Source organism: Azospirillum palustre, from assembly GCF_002573965.1.
GTDB lineage: Bacteria > Pseudomonadota > Alphaproteobacteria > Azospirillales > Azospirillaceae > Azospirillum > Azospirillum palustre.
The window spans coordinates 1,045,630-1,065,660 of the sequence record NZ_PDKW01000043.1 but is presented as its reverse complement, the minus strand read 5'-3'; the positions used below and the strand labels follow the sequence as shown (position 1 = coordinate 1,065,660).

Here is a 20,031-nt window from a genome sequence, read left to right as displayed (position 1 = left end):
ACAGACGGAGGAAATCCGCGATCAGCGGAACGCGACGAGCGTTCCGTTGTCGCACAGCACATAGAGAGTGTTGTTGGCAACGACCGGAGACAAGTAGGAACCGGTGGGCAACGAACGGGTCACCTCGACCTTGCCGTCGGACGGCGACAGGCCGAGCAGCTGGCCGTTGGAGCCGGCGACCCACAGGCGGCTGCCCGCCATCACCGGGCCGGACCAGACGATCGGGCCGGACTTGTCCTCCGGATCCGTGAAGCGGGCAAGCGGTGCCACCCAACGGACCTTGCCGTTCTGGCGGGCCACCGCGACCACTTCCTGGTCGTTGGTGACGGTGAACAGGTAATCGCCGGCCAGCCAGGGGGTCTGGACGCCGCCGATCTCCGTTTCCCAGATGCGGGCGCCGATGCGCTCGTCGATGGCGACCATGCGGCCGGAATGGCCGATGGCATAGACGGCGCCGCGGTCGACAACCGGCAGGCCGCGGATGTCGGCCAGATTGCTCAGCGCCCCGCTGCGGCGGATGTTGGCGAGGCTGTCCTGCCAGGCGACACGGCCGTTTTCCGGACGCAGGCCGAACAGCTCGCCCGAGGAATAGGGGGAGACGACCAGCGTGCCGGTCGCGGCCGGGCTGGCGGCGCCGAGCAGGCCGGCGGTCTCCAGGATGCCCTGCTGCGACCACTGCACCGCACCGTCGTCGGTGGACAGCGCGATGGTCTGGTTGTCCAGCGTGATGACCAGCACACGGCCGCCGGCGACCGTCGGCGCGCCGCGGACCGGGCCGGCGATGCGCTTGCGCCACAGCACCTTGCCGCTGCCGGCGTCGAACGCCAGCACCTCGGCGAAGCCGGTGGCGGCGTAGACGCGGCCGTCGGCATAGGCGACGCCGCCGCCGGTGGCGCCGCCGCGCTCGTTCTCCGGACGGGTATCGAACCGCCACAGCGACTGGCCGCTGCGCTCGTTCAGCGCGGTGACGTGCGAATCGGCATCCATCGCGAAGATGCGGCCGTCGGCGATCACCGGCGTGCCGAGCAGCGCGCGCGAGCTGCTGGACCCGGCGCCGATGTCGGCGCGCCATGCGTCGGACGGGTTGGCCGACAAGGCGAGATTGCCCAGCACATGGTCCGGCGTGCCGCCCGGCTGCGCCCAGGACGCGTTGGCGACCGGCGGCGGCACGGTGACGGCGGTGGCGGCGAGCTGGGCGTCCGGCTCCACCTTGCGCTCGCGCTGGAGCACGGCGACCCGTTTGCCCGGCAGGGGCGGATCGGGGGTCTTGCCCATCCAGCTGTCGATGGTGTCGCAGCCGGCGAGCAGGACGGTCAGCAGCGATGCCGACAGCAGCGCGGCGCGGCGGATCGAACCGGCCATTGCGGTCTTCTCGGTCTTGGTCTTCATGGCGCGGGTCAGCCCTTGCCGTAGAGGGAGGCGAGATCGGCGGCGCGGCCGCGCACGCCCGACGGGGCCTGCTGGTCATCCGCCAGTTGCTTGTAGAGCGTGCGCGCCTTCTCGGTGTCGCCGGCACGGGCGGCCAGCATCGCCGTCAGCTCGCGCGCCGAAAAGCGCCAGGGGCTGGTGTCGGCGGTCAGCGGCTGCAGCTTCGCGGTCAGCTGCGCCGGGTCGCCGCCGTCGGCACGCTGCATCACCCCCATCAGGGTGGCGAGGTCGCGGTACTGCGCAGGCACGGAGGCGTTGCCGGCGATGCCGTCATAGACGGTCGCGGCGTCGGCGCCCTTGCCCTGGCGGATCATCAGCGCCGCGGCGTTGAACTGGGCGATGGCGGCGAGGCTGGGATCGGCGGAGCCGGCGAACGCGGCAAGCGCGTCGACACCCTTCTCCGGCCCCTGGCCGCTCTGCGAAATGGCGGTGACGAGGGCGGCGGTCTGCTCCTGCTTCTTCTGTGCCTGCCAATGGCGCCAGAAGCTGTAGCCGCCGGTGCCGGCGACGACCAGGACGGCCGCGGCGATCATGGCGCCGCCATACTTCTTGAACAGGTGCTCCGCGCGGTCCCGGCGCAGATCCTCGTCGACTTCGCGGAAAATATCGCTCATGGCGCTGCGGTGGCGTCCTTGCGGTGGCGGCTTCGCGCACGGCCCGGATGGCGGCGCGGGTCAGGCGGAACCCAGCCGGCCGGCAATCCGGACGGATGATTCCACAAGATCAAGAGGGGCGGATAGCATCGGGCAACCCACCCGGTCAAGAGGCAGGCTGTTTTGCGGTGGGGGGATGTGGTCGCAGGCAAAAGAAAATGGGCCGCGGAGGCGATGCCCCGCAGCCCAGTCCCACGACCCGGACGTGCCCCGAATCGGTCGATTCCAATCGAGAGCCTTCGCGGTTCACCCCGACGCAATCTGGTCGGCTTACGCCGACGTAATCTTGGCGGCTTACGCCGACATGGCAGCGGCGGCGATGACGGCCTGGGTGCGGTTCTTGACGCCCAGTGACTTGAAGATGGCGGTGACGTGAATCTTCACCGTGCCTTCCGACAGGCCCAGCTCATAGGCGATCTGCTTGTTCGACTTGCCGAGACGCAGGCATTCCAGCACTTCGCGCTGGCGCTGGGTCAGGCCGTAACCGGCGTTGCGGTCGGACATGTCGACGGTCCGGCGGCGCGGGGCGGCGTCCATGCTGGCGGTCAGGGCGCCCGGCGGCAGGTAGATGCCGCCCGAGAACACGAGGTTCAGGGCGCCCATCATCACCTTCACGCTGCTCGACTTCGGGATGTAGCCGGTCGCGCCATGGTCGAGCGCGCCGCGGATGTCACCCAGCGCTTCCGACGCGGAAATCACAACCACCGGCACACCCGGCTGCAGAGCCTGGATCTCGCGCAGGCCGTCGAAGCCCGGCCAGTTCGGCATATGCAGATCCATCAGGATGATGTCGAAGGTGCCGCTGGTGCGGCATTGCTCCAGAACCTCGTCGAAGGTGCCGGCCTCCACGAAGCTGGCATCGCCCTGCAGTTGTTCCAGCAGACGCCGCAGGCCTTCGCGGAACAGCAGATGGTCGTCCCCGATCAGAATCTTCATGGTCCCCGTCATCCTCGCTCGCCGGCCCTTGCCGGTGCCGCCCGCTTTGCGGACGACCGCCCGTCAGGGCTTGTTGTCGATCTTGCCCGGTGCGCCCCCGCGGCACCCGGGTTACCGATTTCATGCCGCTTGCACGGCTTGGTGGCCGATTTGTGCTGCGGCCCCGTTCGGACATCGGCCGGAAGGCTGTCTGCCGTTGTGGGGCTGTTCTTCTCTGTGTTGAGTATCTGATACCACGATCGGAAGGGGCTCTGTATCCCGACAAGGGCCATAGGTCATTCGAAGCCGCCACCCTCCTTCGAGGCACCGTTCGTCATGCGACCGGCAAGAAACGGCTCGGCCTAAGGTCATAGAGTCTATTGCGTCCGCGAATAGAGTTATCGCGCACATCCATTGGATTCATTCGATCCGGACGGGTTCATTCAAACAGAGACCCACTGTCTCCATTATCGACGGGAATTTTTCTGGAACCTTGCCATCTTTGCGGCGTTCGTGTGGCAGGGATGCGGCTAATCCCGATTCGAGCACGCAATAGAGGAGGGAAAAGCCGTTGCGAAACCGAAAGGATAGTCCTGAAGGATGCCTGTACCAACGCGCATTCCCGTGTGACCCAGCCAGCACACATCATTCCATAGGTGTTACCGTTTCGAAACCTGAGGCGACCAACAAGGAGACGGGAAGCGATCTTGGCTGATCATCCATCGCCTGATTTACGAAGAGCACCAATCATTTCTAAATCACGCGGTGCGAACAGGACTTCCCGAATCCCGACAAGGAGGGAGTCTGCGGTCCGCACGCAAATACTTTCACCCCCGCAATATTCCGTAACGACGTGACCCAATCCATGACGTGCCTGGGCCAACCGGCCGGTTCCCCCTCAACCCTTAGACGCAGGCGGCAATGCCCTGAGCCGGGCCGGCCGTGGATGCCTCCTCCAGACAGAGCTGACCCATGCACACACACCATGAGTACGCCCATGAGAAAGCATCTCACCAGACCCGCAACGCGGTGACTCCCATGCATGTCTGCCTGATCCTCGACAACAACGCGCTGACCGAGAACGTGGTCCAGCAGCTCGACCGGGGCGGCCGCCATCGCGTCACGGTCCTGCACGACATCGGGGAGCTGACCCAGAGCGCACTGACGCCGGATGCGATCCTGATCGGATTGCAGCAGTTCACCGCATTGCGCGAGAATGAACCGATGGTCTATCTGCGGTTGTCGCGCCGCTCGCGGATCGTCGTCGTGCTATCGTCCCGCGAGCTGCTGGACGCCGCTCATATCCTGGCCTTCGCCGACGCCTGGGTGTTCGAGGATCTGAACGTCGACCGCATCAACGAGCTGCTCGACCTCGGGCTGGAAGGCCATTGCCTGATGCCCAAGCAGTTCCTGTCGCGCCTGGGCGTGGATGAGATCCGGCTGACGCTGTTGCCGCGCCTGTCCGACCCGGAGTTCGAGACGCTGCGCCTGCTGGGCGAGGGCATGAACAACCGGACCATAGCCAACGCGCTGGACCTGTCGGAAGCGGTCATCAAGTCGATGGTGCGCAGCGTGCTGTCCAAGCTGCATTTCCGCAACCGCACGGAAGCGGGTGTCTTCGCCGCCCGCCAGCAGGGCGCCCTTGAGCAGGCGCGGACCGGCATGACTCCGCCGCATGTCCACGCCGCCGTCCGCCGGGCCGGGGTCTGACGAACCCCGAAGCGGAGATCGGAACCGCGCCGGGACCGTCAGGGATCCGCGCGGTCCGCCACCGTTCCCCGGCACCGCCCTCCGGCCGGCCCCATCCTGACAGCCGGGATCAGGCCGTCAGGCGGCGTTCGGCCATCGCCGCTTCGAATCGGTCGAAGCGGACGTCGAAGGCCTGCCGGTCGATCTCCGACAGCCGGAAGCGGATGCGCACCACCCCCTCCTCCCGGTTGAAAGCCTCAAAGGGCAAGGCCATGCCCAGGCTGTCGAACAGCAGGGTGCCATGGGCACCGACCGCGTCGGCCTCGGCAAGCGCCGCGCCTTGGCGGGAGATGTCCAGCAGCCGGACGGTCAGACGGACTTCCGGCCCTTCCACCGTGCAGGGCGCCTCGACGCGGTAGCGCGGCAGGCTGCGGCGGTCGACATCCTCGGTCGCCGTGCGCACGGCGCGGACCAGCACATGCATCAGTTCGTCGATGCTGTGGGTCACCTCGGACGCGCCGGCGCGCAGCACGTCGGCCCGCTCCTCCGTCACCTGGGCCTCGCGCGACACCTCGTCGATCCGGGTCGACACGTCGGTCGCGGCACCGGCGGTCTGGGCGACGTTGCGCGAAATCTCCTGGGTCGCCGACGCCTGCTGCTCCACCGCGGCGGCGACCGTGCCGGAAATTGCGTCGATCTCGCCGATGGTGCGGCTGATATCGCGCACCTCCTCCACGCTGCGGGCGGTGACCGACTGGATCTCGGCGATCAGGCGCGAGATCTCCTCGGTCGACCGCGAGGTCTGGTTGGCGAGGTTCTTCACCTCTCCCGCCACGACGGCGAAGCCCTTGCCCGCCTCCCCTGCCCGCGCCGCCTCGATGGTGGCGTTCAGCGCCAGCAGATTGGTCTGGGCCGCGATGCCCTGGATCAGTTCGGCCACATCGCCGATGCGGCCGACGGCCGAGGACAGCGACTCGATGGTGGTCTCGGTCCGGTTGCTGGCGGCGACGGCGGCGCGGGTGACGCCAGCGGCATGGCCGACCTGGGTGCCGATCTCCTCGATGGAGGCGGAAAGCTGCTCCGCGGCGGACGACACCGCCTGGGCGTTGCTGAGCGCCTGGGCTGCAGCTGCGGCGACGTTCTGGGCGTTGGCACCGACCAGCCCGGCCGACGTCGCCATGGCGCCGGCATTCTGGTCCATCTCCTGCGTGCGGGCGGCGACCCGCTCCACCGCATGGCGGCTTTCCAGTTCCACCGTGTCGGCCATCAATTGCAGGGCCTTGCGCTTCTGCGCCTCGCCTTCGGTGCGCTGGCGCTCCTGTTCGGCGCGCAGCCGTTCGGCCTCGGCCATGCCGTCGCGGAAGACGAGGACGGAGCGCGACATGGCACCGATCTCGTCCAGCCGGTCGGCACCCGCCACCGTGGCGGTCAGGTCGCCCGACGACAGGGCGGTCATCACATGGCTGAGCTGGCCCAGCGGACGCAGCAGCCGGCGCGACACCAGATAGCCCGGAACCGCCAGCACGACGGCGCACAGCACCACCAGCATGGTGGCGAAGCGCATGCTGTCGTCGAAGGTCTTGAACACCTCCGCCTTCTTGATGCCGACATAGAGGATGCCGACCGTCTTGCCGCCGGCATCCTTGATCGGGTCATAGGCAGCGTAATAGGGCTCGCCCAGGATATCGACCATGCCGCGGTAGGGGATGCCCTGGCGCAGCACCGAATCGTAGGCCAGCCCCTGGGCCAGCGTGGTGCCGACCGCGCGGGCGCCATCGGCGGCGATCACGTTGGTGGCGATGCGGCGGTCGCCCAGGAACAGGGTGGCGGTGCCGCCGGTGATGCGCTTGATCTTGTCGACCACCAGATTGTTGTCGTTCATCACGACGCCATCCAGCAGCAGCTTTCCGTCGGCGATGGTGAAGTGGCCGCCGCGCTCCTGCAGCGAGGACCAGGCGATGTCCATGCTGAGGCGTTGCATCTCGATCGCCTGACGCTCCAGGTCGCGGACGATGACCTGGCTGATCGCGAACAGGATCGCCGTGCTGAGGATCAGCATGCCGACGAGATTCAACATCGTAACTTTCGTAGAAATCGAAAGCCGGCCGATAAAAGCGCGCATGACGTTCATCACCACCGTCCACCGGATGAGCATGTTGCAAGTGCTGGTTCACAGTCACGTGCGGCATGTCATCCGGAATTGGACTGCCGTCATATGATTTACATCAAATGCAACGGTTCGCCTGTCACGATTGCGTCACACGCATGCGGGCCGTAGCCTCGCGGTACTTTCGAACCCACATACCTTGCAAAAATGACTTGTGCGATTTCAGAACAGCCGGGCGCCGTCCGGCACCGCATGATCCGGGCCGACCAGAACCACCGCGCCTTCTGCATCGGGCAGGCCGAGGCACAGCACCTCGCTGGTGAAGGGGCCGATGCGCTTGGGTGGGAAATTGACCACCGCCAGCACCTGACGGCCGACCAGCGCATCGGCGGCATAGTGGCCGGTGATCTGGGCCGAGCTGCGTTTGGTGCCGATCTCGCCGCCGAAATCGATGGTCAGCTTATAGGCCGGCTTGCGCGCCTCGGGGAAAGCCTCGACGGCGCGGATTGTGCCGACGCGGATGTCGACCTTGGTGAAATCGTCGTAGCTGATGGTCATGACGGATCCGATGCGGTTCTTGCGGTCCGCGCCAGGGTAGCGCGGCAGGACCCGCATCGGAATGGGCAAGCGCAGGTAGCGGCACCAACGAAAAAGGGGCCGCCGGTTGGCGACCCCTCTTCGCGAAATTTCCGGCAAATCGGAAAGGATCAGGCCTTCGCCTTGGCGATGGCGGCCTTGACCTCGTCCAGGCTGTCCGAGACGCGCTTGGTCAGGATCTCGGCGGCTTCGGTGTTCGACTTGGCGATCATCTCGCTCAGCTCGCGGATGTTCGACAGCGACTTCTCGAAGGCGGTCTTGACCAGATCGGCCTGCTTGGCGGCCTTCTCTTCCGGGGTACCGGCAGCCGTCAGCTCGCCGACGGCGCGGTTCACGTCCTCGGCGACGGTGCGCAGCACTTCGGCCTGACGGCGGACGATGGCCTGGAAGCCTTCGAAGGCGAGCTGGTTGGCGGCGGTAACCGCCTCGATGTTGCGACGCTGGCTGGCGATGATGGACTCGACGTCCACACCCGGAACCTTCAGGTCGCCCATCAGCTTGGACGGATCGAATTCGAGGAAGGGGTTACCGCTGATCTTGGCCATGTTTCTCATCCCAGCATCGGTGTTTGCTACCCGTATCTGAATACGGGCATGTTGCGTCGCAACATTACAGAGGCCGACTATGAAGAGTGCCGAAAAGTTAGTCAATCCGCTTTTTTGCGCCGCAGCATAACCTTGGCGGGAAAAACTCCCTGCCCTGGCTCGCTGCTCCGTTGCTAAATGCCTGATGCCATGGACTCTGTTCCCGGTTGCTTGCCGAGCGGCCCGCGCGGCCGGGTCCAGCGGCAGAAGGTCGCGCCCCAGCGTTCCGCCCCGCGCAGGGCGTTGTCCAGCGCCGCCATGGTGCGCGACAGGTCGGCGGTGTCGTCATCGAGGAATACCCGCATGACGCGGGCATGAACGGTGCCGAGGCCGGCCACGAGTGCCGCGCCGCCGCGCCGGTCGGGATCGATCCCCGCCGCGCGCAGCATCCAGGCCATGGAGCGGCCGAAGGCGCAGGTAAAGGCAAGTGCCGCCGCCGGATCGGCCGGCAGGTCGCGCACGACGGACCGCAAGCCCTCACGATAGGGACGAAGCGCGTCGAAGCGGCGCATCATCACGTCGAACAGGCGGTCGCGTGCCGATTCGGTCGGATCGACGGCAGTGTCGCCAGCCAGAACGGTGGCGTCGGCGACGCGCGATACCGCCGCCAGCACGTCGGCGCGCCCGCGATAGCGATGATGGAAGCGGGACAGCGGGATGCCGGCAGTATGCGCGACCTCCAGCAGGCCGACGCGCCGCCAGCCCTTCTCGGCCGCCAGCCCCATCGCCGCCGCCGCAACAGAGCGGTCGAGCGAATCGGAATCCGTGGGATCGGAGCGGAAGCTGTTGTCTTCAGGCTTGTCGGACGGCATGTCGGACATGGCACCACCTCCAGGCGACAGGGATTGCCTTATAAGGTGGTGCGTGGACGGGCGAACGTCACCCGTCCAACCGGTCAATCATGCCTTGCGGACAGTTTCCACCCGGCCGCCGGTCATGCTGACCAGATCGGCGGGAGTCAGGCGGAAAACGGCATTGGGCGTACCGGCCGCTGCCCAGATGGTTTCCAGACGCAGCAGGTCGTCGTCGATCAGCACCAGCGGCGGCACGGCATGGCCGATGGGAGGAACGCCGCCGATGGCGAAGCCGGTCGATTCGCGGACGAACTCCGGATCGGCCCGCTCGATCTTCTCGCCGATCAGCCGGCCGACCGCCTTCTCGTCCACCCGGTTGGCGCCGCTGGCGACGACCAGAACCGGGCGGCCGGTCTCCTTCGTACGGAAAATCAGCGACTTGGCGATCTGCGTCACCGCGCAGCCGACGGCGTTGGCGGCATCCTCCGAGGTGCGGGTGCTGCCTTCATGCTCGACCACGCGGTGGCCGAGGCCGATGCTGTCGAGCAGGGCCTGGACGCGGGCGGCGGACGGGCTGAGCACCGTCATGGCCGCATCCCTCAACCCGCCAGTTCACGCGACCGCCGGGTGGCGGCGGCGATGGCGGCGGTCATCACCGGCTGCACGCCTTCCGGCGCCATCAGCACCTCGAGCGCTGCCTGGGTGGTGCCGTTCGGGCTGGTCACCGCCTTGCGCAGATCGGCGGCCTCCTGCTGAGGCGAAGCGTCAAGCAGGGCGCCGGCCCCCGACACGGTGGCGCGGGCCAGCCGCATCGCCAGGTCGGCCGGCAGTCCGGCGGCCTCCCCGGCCTTGGCCATCGCCTCCACCAGGAAGAAGACATAGGCCGGGCCGCTGCCCGACACGGCGGTGACGGGATCCAGCAGCCCCTCGTCCTCCACCCAGGCGACATCGCCGACGGCGCGCAGCAGGCGGTCGGACAGGTCGCGCTGGGCGGAGCTGACACGGGAGTTGGCGACGGCGACGGTCATGCCCCGGCCGATGGCGGCCGGCGTGTTGGGCATGGAGCGGACGACGACCGCCCCCTCCCCCAGCAGCCGTTCGAAATAAGCGATGGTCTTGCCGGCGGCGATCGACAGGAAGACAGTGCCGGGGCCGACCAGGGCACGGTAGGACGGCAGCGCCTCCTCCATCACCTGCGGCTTCACCGCCAGGACGACCACGTCGGGAACGAAGCCGTCCGGCAGGGCGTCGGCACCGGATGCCAAGGTGACCCGGGAGTCGCCCGCCACCGATTGCGGCAGGCCGGCGCGGTCGACCACCATGACGCGCGACACGGTCCCGGCGGCAAGCCAGCCGTCCAGCATCGCTCCGCCCATCTTCCCGCAGCCGACCAACAGCAGCGACGCACCCGATTCCGCCGTCATGAACCCTGTCCCTCTCCGGTTCGCCGGGGCTTTCCCGCCCAGGCATCTTGCCTTGTTACGCCAGTTGTCCTGTCACGCTTCGCCCATGGTGTCGAGAATGGCGGCGGACACCGCCTCCGACGCTGACTTCCCGCCCCAGATCACGAACTGGAAGGCGGGATAGAAGCGCTCGCATTCCGACAGGGCGATCTCCACCAGATCCTCAAGCTGCTCCACCGCGGCGCCACGCGCGCCGCGCAGCAGCATGGTCTGGCGGAACATCGGCGTATGCTCTTCCGAGCAGACGTCGAAATGGCCGAGCCACATGCGGCCGTTGACCTCGGCCAGCAGTTCGGCGACGGCGGTGCGGCGGGCGGCCTGGACCTTCATATCGAACTGGCAGGAGAACTGCATCGCGGCGACGTCCGGCTGCCAGACGAAATAGAGCCGGTAATCGCACCAGCGCCCGCCGATCTCGACGACCAACTCGTCATCGGTGGCGCGGTCGAAGGGCCATTCGTTGGCGGTGACGATCTCCTCGACCACGTCGAGCGGATTGTGGGCGGAAGTGGTGGTCTCGACGGCGACTGCCGACATGTCCGCGTCCTCCTGTGAAGGCGCTATGGGCGGTACCGTTCACCTGGACCGAAAGAGACGCGCCGGCGACAGCGCGCGGTCCGGGCCAATACCCCAAGATGATGAAAAAACGGGCTGAATCGAGGGCGAGACTGGCGCCGGCGCACACCCGTCCGGCCGCGGGAAGCGGCGCGGACAGGGACGACGGGAGGGGGCGTCGGGTGTGTGGGCGGCGGCGCCGACGCTCAGGCGGCCGGGGTGGCCCTGCTGCCGGGCTTGCCCTCTTCCGGCTTGGCGTCCGCCGGATCGGCCTCGACCACGGCGGGGACACCGGCGGCCTCGACCGGGACCGGCAGCGGCGCCTTCGCGGCGCTCAACGATGCGACGGTCGCCTCAAGGGCTGCCAGCCGCTCGGCCATCGCCTCCTGCTCCTCGCGGGCCTTGGCGGCCATGGCGCGGACAGCCTCGTATTCCTCGCGGCTGACCACGTCCATCCGCGACAGAACACGTTCGAGCTGGGCACGAAGCTGGCCTTCGGCCTCTTCGCGCAAGGACGAGAAGGCGCCGAGAGCGCCACCCGCCACACGGGCGAGATCGTCCAAAATCCTGTTGTCCACCTGCATCGCTCTGACTTCCGGTTACCGTTCGTTCATTATGGACGCCGCGCGCGGCGACTTCAACGCCCTTGGCCGTGTGGGCAGGCCGTCAATTTCGCTGGGGCATTATTTGGGCCGGCCGTCATTTCGCGGGCGCCGCGTTGAAGCGGTCGCGCAGCGCCTTCAGGTCCAGGGTCTGGGTCGGAGCGGCCCAGGGTCCGGTCATGCGCAGGGTCAGCGGCGGCAGGTCGCCGTCCGTCTTCACCTTCAGGGTCAAACCCAGATCCACCTGCTCTTCTGCCAGCGAGACGGTGCCGGCCAGCGTGCCGTCGGCCGGCGCGGTGGTCAGGCGGGCGTCCTCGGTGCGGATCACCCCGTTGTCGATGGCGAAACGGGCGTCGAGCCGGTCGAGCTTCGTCTCCCCGCCCTGGAGCGCGCCGGCAACCGCGGTCAGCACCTCCTGCGTGCGCTCCACCCCGGCCAGGCGGCTGCGCAATGCCGCGAGGTCGACGCCGCGCAGCACGCCGCCCGACGCCACCGCCCGGCCACGGCCGGTCAGGCTGCGGAGCAGCGCGTCGCCATGGCCGCTGCCCGACAGGGTCACGTCGAGATCGACAGTGCCGCCGCTGAGGCCGAGCCCGGTGAGGCCGGACAGCGCATTGCCCGTGTCGGCCTTGATGACGGTGAGATCGGCGTCGAGCTTCGGCTCCTGCCCGGCCGCGGTGGCGAGACGGCCGCTGAGACCGATCTGGCCGCCCTGCCACTCGCCGTCCAGCTGTTCCAGCGTCGCGACGCCCTTGGACAGGGTCGCCCGCAGCGCCGGCTGGGCGATGCGCTGCCCGCCCACCGTCAGGGAGGTGGAGGTCAAACCGAGGCGACCATCCAGCGACTGCATCCAGGCAAGGTCGGACAGCGGGTCGGCCGGCGTTGCGGCGGAATCGCCAGCGGCGGCAGGACGACCGGCGCCGTCGCCGACTAGCGGGGCGTTGCGCAGCCGGTCGAGGTCGAGGTCGCCGGTCTGGATGTCGGCCTGGAAAGCGGGGCGTTCAGCCTTGCGGTCCAGCACCAGCTTGCCGCGCAGGGGCACGCTGGCGACCAGCCCCTGGAGGTTGTTCAGGGTGGGCGACGACGCCGAACCCGACAGCTCGCCATAGAGATCGAGCGGACCATAGGCGCGGGCCAGGCCGGTGTCGGTGAACAGGGCGGCGATCCGCCCCATCTCCGGATGGGTGAGGCGCAGCTTGAGGTCGGCGCTGGGCGTGCGATCCAGCCCGAGCAGAACGCCGCCGGCCTCCAGCGTGCCGCCGAGCATGCCTGCCGAGGCCTCCACAGCCAGCCGCTCGCCGTCGCCGGCCAGCCGCGCCTTGGCGCTGACGGCGCCCAGCCTCTCCGGCACCGGCAGGCCGCGCGGCCACGATACGGCACTGGGCAGGCCGCCCAGCGACTTGGCGTCGGCCGTCAGGGCGAGGTTGACGCCGCGCAGCGGAATCAGGCTGGCGACCTGACCGTCGATGCGGGCCTGGAGGCCGGCGATGTCGTCCACCTTGGCCTCGCGCACCGTCAGCGCACCGGAGGCGACCGTGGCGTCTAAGCGCAGCCCCTGCACCGGCAGCCCGCCCACAGTGAGCTGCCCGACCCGCAGATCGAGGTTGGCGTCGGCAAGGCCGAGCATGCGCTGCTGCGTCTGGGCGGAGCCGGTGGAGCCGGTGGCGGTCCCGTTGCGCGGACCGACGGCGCGGTTGGCCGGCTGGGCAGCGGTCGGGGAAGGACCCTGGGAGGCCGCCTGGGCGGTCGCGGGATCGGCCGGTAGGTAGCCGTCCAGGTTCAGACGGTCGAGTTCCAGCCGGGCGCCGAAGGCGGGACGGCCGCGGTCGACATAGGCGATGGCGCCGCTGAGGCGGCTGCTGTCGAAGCGGAAATCGAGGCCCGACAGCTCGAAACGGTCGGCATGGCCCTGAAGACGGCCCGACAGCGAGGCGCGGCGCAGCCGGTCGGCCGGGACGCCGTGCAGGTCGAGCTTTGCCCAGTCCAGCAGGGCGCGCAGGTTGTCGGCGTTCGCCTCCATCCGCACGTCCAGCGTCGGCTGGCCGCCCGGCGTCGTCACCTCCCCCGCCGCGACGAAGTCGGAGCCGCCGGGCAGAAGCGCGCTGACGCGGTCGATGTTCAGCCGGCCGCCGGAGAGGCTGGCTTCGATCCGGCCCTGCCGCACCACGCCGCGGTTGTAGGCGATGGCGTCGATGGCGACGTCCAGCTTGGCCTCCACCCCGGCCGGCAGCACGATGGACAGGGACTGCGCCTTGCCGCCGCCGGAAGCGTCCACGGTGCCGGACGCGGCGGATGGGGCCGACACGGTGTTGCCGACGCTGCGCGCGCCCTGGGCCAGCCAGGCATCGAGGTCGAGACGGTTGACGGCGAGGGTCAGTTCGGTGCGCGGCTCCTCGCGCTTGGCGGGATCGCCGACGCGGAGCGTGGCGTTGCCGGTGGCGCGCGTTTCGCCCAGCTGCGCTTCCAGCCCGGAGAAGGTGGCGAGGCTGGTCCCCGCCTCCACCGTCGAGCGCAGGCTGAAGGGCTGGGCCAGCGCCGCCGGGGCCCAGGAGGATTTGGGGGAGTCGATCAGCTTGGCGAAGTCGCTGCCCTCGGCGCGCAGATCGCCCTGGACCTTCGACCCGTTCCCGCTGTTGCCGCCGCCGGTCAGGATGCCGGCGAAGCGCAGGGTGGCATCGGTGTGCGGCATCGACAGGGTGGCGCGCACCGGCACCGCCGCTCCTTCGGTGAAGCGGCCGGCAGTCGCCTCGCCATGCAGGGACAGGCCCCGCAGGCGGAAGTCGCCCTGGATCTGGAAGGGGCCGTTCAGGCTGCCGGCGGCGATGCGGGCGCTGAGGCCGGCCACCGTCTCGGTCCGGCCGTTGCGGTCGTCGCGGTAGATGATCGTGCCGTTGTCGATCAGCACCTGATCGAAGCTGACGGCGGAGACCAGCCCCTCGGCCGCCCCCAGCCCGTCGTCGCCGTGGGTGCCGGCGGTGGACAGGTCCCAGTTGATGCGGCCGTCCTTCAGCACCTCGACGACGAAGGTGGGTTCGACCAGCGCGATGCTTTCGACCTGGACGCGGCCGCCCAGCAGCGGGCCGAGCGCCACCCGGGCGTCGAGCTTCTTCAGGCGCACCATGTCGGGTTCGGCGGCGCCGGCGGCGTTGGCGAGCCGGGCGTCGCGCACCGTCAGCGCCGGCGACGGCAGCAGGGTGAAGCCGACGTCGCCCCGCAACTCCACCTGCCGGCCGGTCGCCTGCGACACCCGCTCGGCGATGATGCCCTTGTAGGCGTTCCAGTCGATGAGGCTCGGCGCCGCCAGCAGCAGACCGGCCGAAACCGCCAGTCCGGCCAGTGCAGCGATCAGGATCTTCTTCACCGGGTTTCCGCCTTCCCTGCGACCGGCACTGTCGTCGGCCGCGCCCCTTTGCCACGTCTATACAAAGACCAGTTCCCCCACCCACCGCACCGTCCGCTTCCGGTGCGCGCCATCCTTCGGTAAGCTAGCGCCCGCAGAAGAAACAAGCAATTTGGGCAATCCCACGGCCAAGTCGGGATCTGCCCGGATTTTTCGCAAAGTTTTTTCGTCCCGCCGCCCGCCGGAATCGGCCGTGCGGCGCCGAACCCCCTGAAAACAGCCACCGGAGACCGTGCCATGGGCGACGTGGTCAACCTCAACCGTTTCCGCAAGACCCGCGACAAGGCGGAGCGCGCCAGGGAAGCGGAGGCGAATCGGGCCCGATTCGGCCGCACCAAGGCGGAGAAGGAGCGCGACCGCAAGGACGCCGAGCGGCGCACTCAGACTTTGGATGGGCATAAGCTGGACGGGAAGGACTGACCGCATAAGCCGAAAGCACGGAAAAGACCAAGTTGCGGGGTGGGAATAACCTCTGCTTTTTTGTTACTATTGGGTATGCCGATAGTTCCCTATTGCGACTATCGGGGCGGTTGTGTGACAGTGCTGGTCATGGGCGCCTGCCGGCGCTTTCCTAGGCTGATGGGGAGGGCCGTCTTCATGGTCGACATGACGTCTTTTCGCGGTTCGGTGCAGACGCCTCAGACGCAAACCCCCAACTGGCTGCCGGCAATCCGCTCGGTCGAGATGGACAGGCCCTGGGTCTGGCTGGCATCGGCCTGGCAGGACATGATGGCCGCCCCCGGCATCAGCTTCGCCTACGGCGCGCTGGCGGTGATCTCCAGCCTGGTGCTGCTGGTCGGGCTGGCGACGCTGGAGATGGAATATCTGCTGCTGCCGATGGCGGCGGGCTTCATGCTCGTCGGGCCGCTGTTCGCCGTCGGGCTCTATGAGACCAGCCGCCTGCTGGAGCTGGGTGAGCGGCCGACGCTGGCCAAGGTGGTTGCCGCCTATCGCCGCAACGGGGTGCAGATCGCCGGGATCGGCATGGTGCTGATGCTGGCGCTGCTGGCCTGGATCCGCATCGCCTTCCTGATCTTCGCCCTGTTCTTCTCCGGCGAACCGCCGGCGCTGGACCAGCTGGTCGACCGCATCTTCTTCTCGGCGGAGACCATCCCCTTCCTGCTGACCGGGACGGTGTTCGGCGGGATCATCGCGACGGCGGTGTTCTCCATTGCCGTGGTGTCGGTGCCGATGCTTCTGGACCGTGAGACCGACGTCTTCACCGCCATGGCGACCAGCATCGCGGTGGTGCGCGCCAACGTCAAACCGATGATCGCCTGGGGCTTCCTGATCGCCCTGTTCATGAGCGCCGGGATGGTCACCGGCTTCCTCGGGCTGGCCATCGCCCTGCCGGTCGTCGGGCATGCCTCCTGGCATTGCTACCGCGATCTGGTCGGCATCGGGCGGTGACGCAGGACACTCCACTCCGCAAGCAGACGAAGCCCCTCTCCCCCGGCGGGAGAGGGGCTTTTTTCACCCCTTCTTGAAGAAGGCCTCGGCCGCCGATTTCTGCGCCTGCTTGGCGGCGATGGCGGCGCGGGCGCGGGCGATCTCCGCCTCCAGCGTGGCGATGTAGGCCTCGATCTCGGCCACGCCCATCACGGTCAGGTCCTTAGGCGCCGGCTTGGTCTTGCGCGGCTCCAGATCCTCGAAACGCTCGTCGATGGCCATGATCGGGTCCCTCCCCCTGCCGTGTTTTCAATCCGTTGTCCGGCTTGTCAGACCGGTTGGGCAAATCTACCTTTCGGGCCGGACATTGCCAAACAGACAAAACCGAAGGGACGACCGCCATGGGCCTAAGCTTGCCCGACAGCATGCGCTGCGTCGAGATCACCCAGCCCGGCGGGCCGGAGGTGCTGCGCCCCGCCCGCCGCCCTGCCCCGGTGCCCGGCCCCGGCGAAATCCTGGTGGAAGTCGCCGCCGCCGGCGTGAACCGCCCCGACACGCTGCAGCGCCAGGGCCGCTACGACCCGCCGCCGGGCGCATCGGACCTGCCGGGGCTTGAGCTGTCCGGCACGGTGATCGCCATCGGCGAGGGGGTGGAGAGCTGGGCCAGCGGCGACAGGGTCTGCGCGCTGGTAGCCGGCGGCGGCTATGCCGAATATTGCGTGGTGCCGGCGGTGCAGGCCCTGCCCGTGCCGGGCCCGCTGTCGATGGTCGAGGCGGCGGCGGTGCCGGAAACCTTCTTCACCGTCTGGACCAACGTGTTCGAGCGCGGCGCCCTGAAGCGTGGCGAGACCCTGCTGATCCATGGCGGATCGAGCGGCATCGGCACCACCGCCATCCAGCTGGCCAAGGCCTTCGGTGCGACGGTGTTCACCACCGCCGGCAGCGACGACAAGTGCCGCGCCTGCGAGGAACTGGGGGCCGACCGCGCCATCAACTACAGGACCGAGGATTTCGTCGCGGCGATCCGCGAGGCGACCGGCGGTCGCGGCGTCGATGTGGTGCTGGACATGGTCGGCGGCGACTACATCGCCCGCGACATCGACATCATGGCGGTGGACGGCCGCCACGTCTCCATCGCCTTCCTGCAGGGGGCGAAGGTGTCGCTGAACATGGCTCCGGTGATGACCAAGCGGCTGACCCTGACCGGATCGACGCTGCGCGCCCGCCCGGTGGCGGAGAAGGGCCGCATCGCCACCGCCTTGCGCGAGCATGTCTGGCCGCTGCTGGAGACCGGCGGCATCAAGCCGCAGATCCACGCCACCTTCCCGCTGGAACAGGCGGACGAGGCGCACCGGCTGATGGAAAGCAGCGCGCATATCGGCAAGATCGTGCTGACGGTGGGGCCGGACGCCGCCTGATTTTGCGCTTTTCTTCGCCGCTGCGGCGCCGTCGGGCTTGCCATACGCTGCCAAGACAGGTTAGCAGAGGCGAGCGGGCGGCCGGGATTTCCCGGTGCGCCTGCGCAAGCATGCTTACGCGGACCGGCATTCGCCCTATATCGTGGTGACGAGAATGGGGCGGCCGCCCCCGAAGTCGCGAAGCCGGGTCGCGAAGCCGCCCCCGCGCCGCATAACCAGTTAGAACGACCGGCCGCACCACCCGCCAGCGGGTGCGGCCGGTAAAGAAGTTTGTCAGGAGGGATGATGGCTCTGCCCTTGATGCCGAAAGCGACAGCCGTCTGGCTGGTCGAGAACACGTCCTTGTCCTTCGAGCAGATCGCCGCCTTCTGCGGCATGCATTCGCTGGAAGTCCAGGCCATCGCCGACGGCGAGGTCGCGGTCGGCATGGTGGGGCTGGACCCCATCGCCAACGGCCAGTTGACCAAGCACGAGATCGAGCGCTGCGAGAAGAATCAGGACCTGCGCCTGAAGCTTCTGGTCGCCGACCTGCCGCAGGTCGCCTCCCGCTCCAAGGGTCCGCGCTACACCCCGATCACCAAGCGCGGCGACAAGCCCGACGCCATCGCCTGGCTGCTGAAGCACCATCCGGAGCTGTCGGACGCCCAGGTCTGCCGCCTGATCGGCACCACGAAGCCGACCATCGCCGCGGTGCGCGACCGTACCCACTGGAATGTCGCCAACATCAAGCCGCGCGGCCCGGTGATGCTGGGCCTCTGCTCCCAGCGCGAGCTGGAAGAGGCGCTGGCGCTGGCGATCCGCCGCGGCGGCGTGCCGCGTGCCCCGGAGGACGCCGCCGAGGACTTCTACGGCGAAGGCCGCGAGGACGACCGCTATTCCGAACAGGAAGACGCGCACTGAGGGGGGTGTCCCTCTCCCCGAGCGGGAGGGGGAATACCGCTTGATGCGAGTTTGGAATCCGGCCATGACCGATCCCACCATCCCTCCGCCCCGGCTCGTCGTCGGCATCAGCGGCGCGTCGGGAGTGATCTACGGCATCCGCATGCTGCAGACGCTGCGGCGGATCGGCGTCGAATCGCATCTGGTGGTCAGCCGGTCGGCCGAGGTCACGCTGGCGCATGAAGCCGCCATGAAGGTGGCCGAGCTGCGGGCGCTGGCCGATGTCAGCTATGCCGCCGCCGACATCGGCGCGGCCGTGTCCAGCGGCAGCTTCCGCACGCTCGGCATGGTGGTCGCCCCCTGCTCCGTCCGGACGATGAGCGAGATCGCCAGCGGCGTCACCTCCACCCTGCTGACGCGGGCGGCGGACGTGGCGCTGAAGGAACGGCGCCGGCTGGTGCTGATGGTGCGGGAGACCCCGCTGCATCTGGGTCACCTGCGAACCATGACCGCGCTGGCCGAAATGGGAGCGGTGATCGCGCCGCCGGTCCCGGCTTTTTATGCCAGGCCGCAGGGCATCGACGATCTGGTCGACCACTCCGTTGGCCGGGTGCTGGACCTGTTCGGGCTGGACGCGGGAAACCTGCGGCGCTGGGGCGAACGTCAGGGAGACACCTGACCCGCGGCCGTCGCCTAACAGGTGGCTTGGAGCGCGGGCGCAATGCCATTATACCGCTGTCGATGCACCACGACGCGGAACCGGCATCGCCGCCGGCCGGCGCCAAAGGGGAAAAGCCCATCATGCCCTTCAGCAGCAAACCGTCCGAGCCCATCCGCCAGCTTCTGGCCGGCATCAAGGCATTCCGTGCCCGCTATTACGAGCGGCGCCCCGACAGCATGCGGCAGTTGGCGACCGAAGGACAGCACCCGGAGGTTCTGCTGATCGGCTGCTCCGACAGCCGCGTCGACCCGGCGCTGCTGACGATGGCGGAACCCGGCGAGATGTTCGTCGTGCGCAACGTCGCCAACCTCGTCCCGCCCTACCAGCCCGACGGCGCCTATCACGGCACCTCGGCCGCCATCGAATATGCGGTCAAGGCGCTGAAGGTGTCGGAGATCATCGTGCTGGGCCATGCCAAGTGCGGCGGCATACAGGGCCTGATCCGGCTGCGCGCCGGGCAGAAGGCGGAGGACGATTTCGTCTCCCCCTGGGTGTCCATCGCCGGTTCGGCGCTCGACCCCTATGTCGGGCCGGAAGGTTCCGAGCAGGCGCGCGCCGATGCGGAGAAATTACAGAACACGCCGGCAGTGATCGAACGCGCCGCGGTCCGAGCCTCGGTCGAGAACCTGATGACCTTCCCCTTCGTCCGCGAAGGGGTGGAGGCCGGCATCCTCAACATCCATGGCTGGTGGTTCGACATCGAATCGGGCGAGATGTGGGCGATCCATCCCGTCACCCGACTGTTCCAGCCGGTCGAGTGAGCGGCGCGGCAAGCCGTTTTCAGGCCAGGAAGCGTTAACCCGAGCGCCGGCACGGGACTTGCCGGCCCCCTGCCCT

20 protein-coding genes are annotated in these 20,031 nt (G+C 68.4%); 7 read left to right on the top strand and 13 right to left on the bottom strand.

What is annotated here, in order from left to right; genetic code table 11:
- Positions 1-21 precede the first annotated feature (21 nt).
- The 3 genes from CRT60_RS27405 to CRT60_RS27395 form a co-directional block, all read right to left on the bottom strand.
- On the bottom strand, positions 22-1,389 hold the full coding sequence (locus CRT60_RS27405) for an outer membrane protein assembly factor BamB family protein (protein ID WP_098739655.1): 1,368 nt from the start codon (positions 1,387-1,389) through the stop codon (positions 22-24).
- Positions 1,390-1,397: 8 nt separating this feature from the next.
- Complete coding sequence (locus CRT60_RS27400) at positions 1,398-2,042, bottom strand: tetratricopeptide repeat protein (RefSeq protein ID WP_098739654.1); 645 nt, start codon at positions 2,040-2,042, stop codon at positions 1,398-1,400.
- Positions 2,043-2,375: 333 nt separating this feature from the next.
- The gene (locus CRT60_RS27395; RefSeq protein ID WP_098739653.1) at positions 2,376-3,017 is read right to left on the bottom strand and encodes a response regulator transcription factor; all 642 of its coding nucleotides are present in this window, start codon (positions 3,015-3,017) and stop codon (positions 2,376-2,378) included.
- Positions 3,018-3,968: 951 nt separating this feature from the next.
- Between CRT60_RS27395 and CRT60_RS27390 the strand changes: the two genes are divergently transcribed.
- On the top strand, positions 3,969-4,706 hold the full coding sequence (locus CRT60_RS27390) for a response regulator transcription factor (protein ID WP_244592786.1): 738 nt from the start codon (positions 3,969-3,971) through the stop codon (positions 4,704-4,706).
- Positions 4,707-4,815: 109 nt separating this feature from the next.
- On the opposite strand, the gene CRT60_RS27385 is transcribed toward CRT60_RS27390, so the two are convergent.
- The 9 genes from CRT60_RS27385 to CRT60_RS27345 all read right to left on the bottom strand — a co-directional run bounded on the left by CRT60_RS27385 (position 4,816) and on the right by CRT60_RS27345 (position 14,748).
- The gene (locus CRT60_RS27385; RefSeq protein WP_244592785.1) at positions 4,816-6,762 is read right to left on the bottom strand and encodes a methyl-accepting chemotaxis protein; all 1,947 of its coding nucleotides are present in this window, start codon (positions 6,760-6,762) and stop codon (positions 4,816-4,818) included.
- 252 nt (positions 6,763-7,014) lie between these two features.
- Complete coding sequence (locus tag CRT60_RS27380; protein ID WP_098741056.1) at positions 7,015-7,350, bottom strand: tRNA-binding protein; 336 nt, start codon at positions 7,348-7,350, stop codon at positions 7,015-7,017.
- Positions 7,351-7,499: 149 nt separating this feature from the next.
- Positions 7,500-7,934 (bottom strand): phasin family protein, encoded by a 435-nt coding sequence (locus CRT60_RS27375; protein WP_098739651.1) that lies wholly within the window; start codon positions 7,932-7,934, stop codon positions 7,500-7,502.
- A gap of 173 nt (positions 7,935-8,107) precedes the next feature.
- Positions 8,108-8,794 (bottom strand): TetR family transcriptional regulator, encoded by a 687-nt coding sequence (locus CRT60_RS27370; RefSeq protein WP_098739650.1) that lies wholly within the window; start codon positions 8,792-8,794, stop codon positions 8,108-8,110.
- A gap of 78 nt (positions 8,795-8,872) precedes the next feature.
- A complete protein-coding gene (locus CRT60_RS27365; RefSeq protein ID WP_098739649.1) occupies positions 8,873-9,355 on the bottom strand; it encodes a YbaK/EbsC family protein in 483 nt (160 codons plus the stop codon).
- A gap of 11 nt (positions 9,356-9,366) precedes the next feature.
- Positions 9,367-10,191 (bottom strand): pyrroline-5-carboxylate reductase, encoded by an 825-nt coding sequence (gene proC / locus CRT60_RS27360; protein ID WP_098739648.1) that lies wholly within the window; start codon positions 10,189-10,191, stop codon positions 9,367-9,369.
- 72 nt (positions 10,192-10,263) lie between these two features.
- Positions 10,264-10,767: a type III secretion system chaperone family protein gene (locus tag CRT60_RS27355; protein WP_098739647.1), complete on the bottom strand. Its 504-nt coding sequence runs from the start codon at positions 10,765-10,767 to the stop codon at positions 10,264-10,266.
- Positions 10,768-10,991: 224 nt separating this feature from the next.
- A complete protein-coding gene (locus tag CRT60_RS27350; RefSeq protein WP_098739646.1) occupies positions 10,992-11,369 on the bottom strand; it encodes an accessory factor UbiK family protein in 378 nt (125 codons plus the stop codon).
- A 115-nt stretch (positions 11,370-11,484) separates the two neighbouring features.
- Complete coding sequence (locus CRT60_RS27345; RefSeq protein ID WP_098739645.1) at positions 11,485-14,748, bottom strand: AsmA family protein; 3,264 nt, start codon at positions 14,746-14,748, stop codon at positions 11,485-11,487.
- A 276-nt stretch (positions 14,749-15,024) separates the two neighbouring features.
- On the opposite strand from CRT60_RS27345, the gene CRT60_RS27340 reads away from it, so the two are divergent.
- A complete protein-coding gene (locus CRT60_RS27340) occupies positions 15,025-15,207 on the top strand; it encodes a DUF4169 family protein (RefSeq protein WP_098739644.1) in 183 nt (60 codons plus the stop codon).
- A 177-nt stretch (positions 15,208-15,384) separates the two neighbouring features.
- Complete coding sequence (locus CRT60_RS27335; protein WP_098739643.1) at positions 15,385-16,197, top strand: DUF2189 domain-containing protein; 813 nt, start codon at positions 15,385-15,387, stop codon at positions 16,195-16,197.
- 63 nt (positions 16,198-16,260) lie between these two features.
- Here CRT60_RS27335 and CRT60_RS27330 read toward each other — a convergent pair whose 3' ends face one another.
- The gene (locus tag CRT60_RS27330; RefSeq protein ID WP_098739642.1) at positions 16,261-16,458 is read right to left on the bottom strand and encodes a DUF1192 family protein; all 198 of its coding nucleotides are present in this window, start codon (positions 16,456-16,458) and stop codon (positions 16,261-16,263) included.
- 119 nt (positions 16,459-16,577) lie between these two features.
- On the opposite strand from CRT60_RS27330, the gene CRT60_RS27325 reads away from it, so the two are divergent.
- The 4 genes from CRT60_RS27325 (at position 16,578) to CRT60_RS27310 (ending at position 19,955) form a co-directional block, all read left to right on the top strand.
- Positions 16,578-17,594: an NAD(P)H-quinone oxidoreductase gene (locus CRT60_RS27325; RefSeq protein WP_098739641.1), complete on the top strand. Its 1,017-nt coding sequence runs from the start codon at positions 16,578-16,580 to the stop codon at positions 17,592-17,594.
- A 285-nt stretch (positions 17,595-17,879) separates the two neighbouring features.
- Complete coding sequence (locus tag CRT60_RS27320; protein ID WP_098741055.1) at positions 17,880-18,494, top strand: DUF1013 domain-containing protein; 615 nt, start codon at positions 17,880-17,882, stop codon at positions 18,492-18,494.
- 64 nt (positions 18,495-18,558) lie between these two features.
- Positions 18,559-19,152: a UbiX family flavin prenyltransferase gene (locus CRT60_RS27315; protein WP_098739640.1), complete on the top strand. Its 594-nt coding sequence runs from the start codon at positions 18,559-18,561 to the stop codon at positions 19,150-19,152.
- 122 nt (positions 19,153-19,274) lie between these two features.
- On the top strand, positions 19,275-19,955 hold the full coding sequence (locus CRT60_RS27310; RefSeq protein ID WP_098741054.1) for a carbonic anhydrase: 681 nt from the start codon (positions 19,275-19,277) through the stop codon (positions 19,953-19,955).
- Positions 19,956-20,031 lie beyond the last annotated feature (76 nt).

Excerpts from the sequence above, each read along its gene's own strand:
- CRT60_RS27405 (WP_098739655.1), bottom strand. The coding sequence starts at position 1,389 with ATGAAGACCAAGACCGAGAAGACCGCAATGGCCGGTTCGATCCGCCGC.
- CRT60_RS27385 (WP_244592785.1), bottom strand. The coding sequence starts at position 6,762 with ATGTTGAATCTCGTCGGCATGCTGATCCTCAGCACGGCGATCCTGTTC.
- CRT60_RS27310 (WP_098741054.1), top strand. The coding sequence starts at position 19,275 with ATGCCCTTCAGCAGCAAACCGTCCGAGCCCATCCGCCAGCTTCTGGCC.
- CRT60_RS27365 (WP_098739649.1), bottom strand. The coding sequence starts at position 9,355 with ATGACGGTGCTCAGCCCGTCCGCCGCCCGCGTCCAGGCCCTGCTCGAC.
- CRT60_RS27400 (WP_098739654.1), bottom strand. The coding sequence starts at position 2,042 with ATGAGCGATATTTTCCGCGAAGTCGACGAGGATCTGCGCCGGGACCGC.
- CRT60_RS27325 (WP_098739641.1), top strand. The coding sequence starts at position 16,578 with ATGGGCCTAAGCTTGCCCGACAGCATGCGCTGCGTCGAGATCACCCAG.
- CRT60_RS27395 (WP_098739653.1), bottom strand. The coding sequence starts at position 3,017 with ATGAAGATTCTGATCGGGGACGACCATCTGCTGTTCCGCGAAGGCCTG.
- CRT60_RS27370 (WP_098739650.1), bottom strand. The coding sequence starts at position 8,794 with ATGTCCGACATGCCGTCCGACAAGCCTGAAGACAACAGCTTCCGCTCC.
- CRT60_RS27355 (WP_098739647.1), bottom strand. The coding sequence starts at position 10,767 with ATGTCGGCAGTCGCCGTCGAGACCACCACTTCCGCCCACAATCCGCTC.
- CRT60_RS27375 (WP_098739651.1), bottom strand. The coding sequence starts at position 7,934 with ATGGCCAAGATCAGCGGTAACCCCTTCCTCGAATTCGATCCGTCCAAG.
- CRT60_RS27335 (WP_098739643.1), top strand. The coding sequence starts at position 15,385 with ATGGTCGACATGACGTCTTTTCGCGGTTCGGTGCAGACGCCTCAGACG.
- CRT60_RS27330 (WP_098739642.1), bottom strand. The coding sequence starts at position 16,458 with ATGGCCATCGACGAGCGTTTCGAGGATCTGGAGCCGCGCAAGACCAAG.
- CRT60_RS27320 (WP_098741055.1), top strand. The coding sequence starts at position 17,880 with ATGGCTCTGCCCTTGATGCCGAAAGCGACAGCCGTCTGGCTGGTCGAG.
- CRT60_RS27350 (WP_098739646.1), bottom strand. The coding sequence starts at position 11,369 with ATGCAGGTGGACAACAGGATTTTGGACGATCTCGCCCGTGTGGCGGGT.
- proC (WP_098739648.1), bottom strand. The coding sequence starts at position 10,191 with ATGACGGCGGAATCGGGTGCGTCGCTGCTGTTGGTCGGCTGCGGGAAG.
- CRT60_RS27340 (WP_098739644.1), top strand. The coding sequence starts at position 15,025 with ATGGGCGACGTGGTCAACCTCAACCGTTTCCGCAAGACCCGCGACAAG.
- CRT60_RS27315 (WP_098739640.1), top strand. The coding sequence starts at position 18,559 with ATGACCGATCCCACCATCCCTCCGCCCCGGCTCGTCGTCGGCATCAGC.
- CRT60_RS27390 (WP_244592786.1), top strand. The coding sequence starts at position 3,969 with ATGCACACACACCATGAGTACGCCCATGAGAAAGCATCTCACCAGACC.
- CRT60_RS27380 (WP_098741056.1), bottom strand. The coding sequence starts at position 7,350 with ATGACCATCAGCTACGACGATTTCACCAAGGTCGACATCCGCGTCGGC.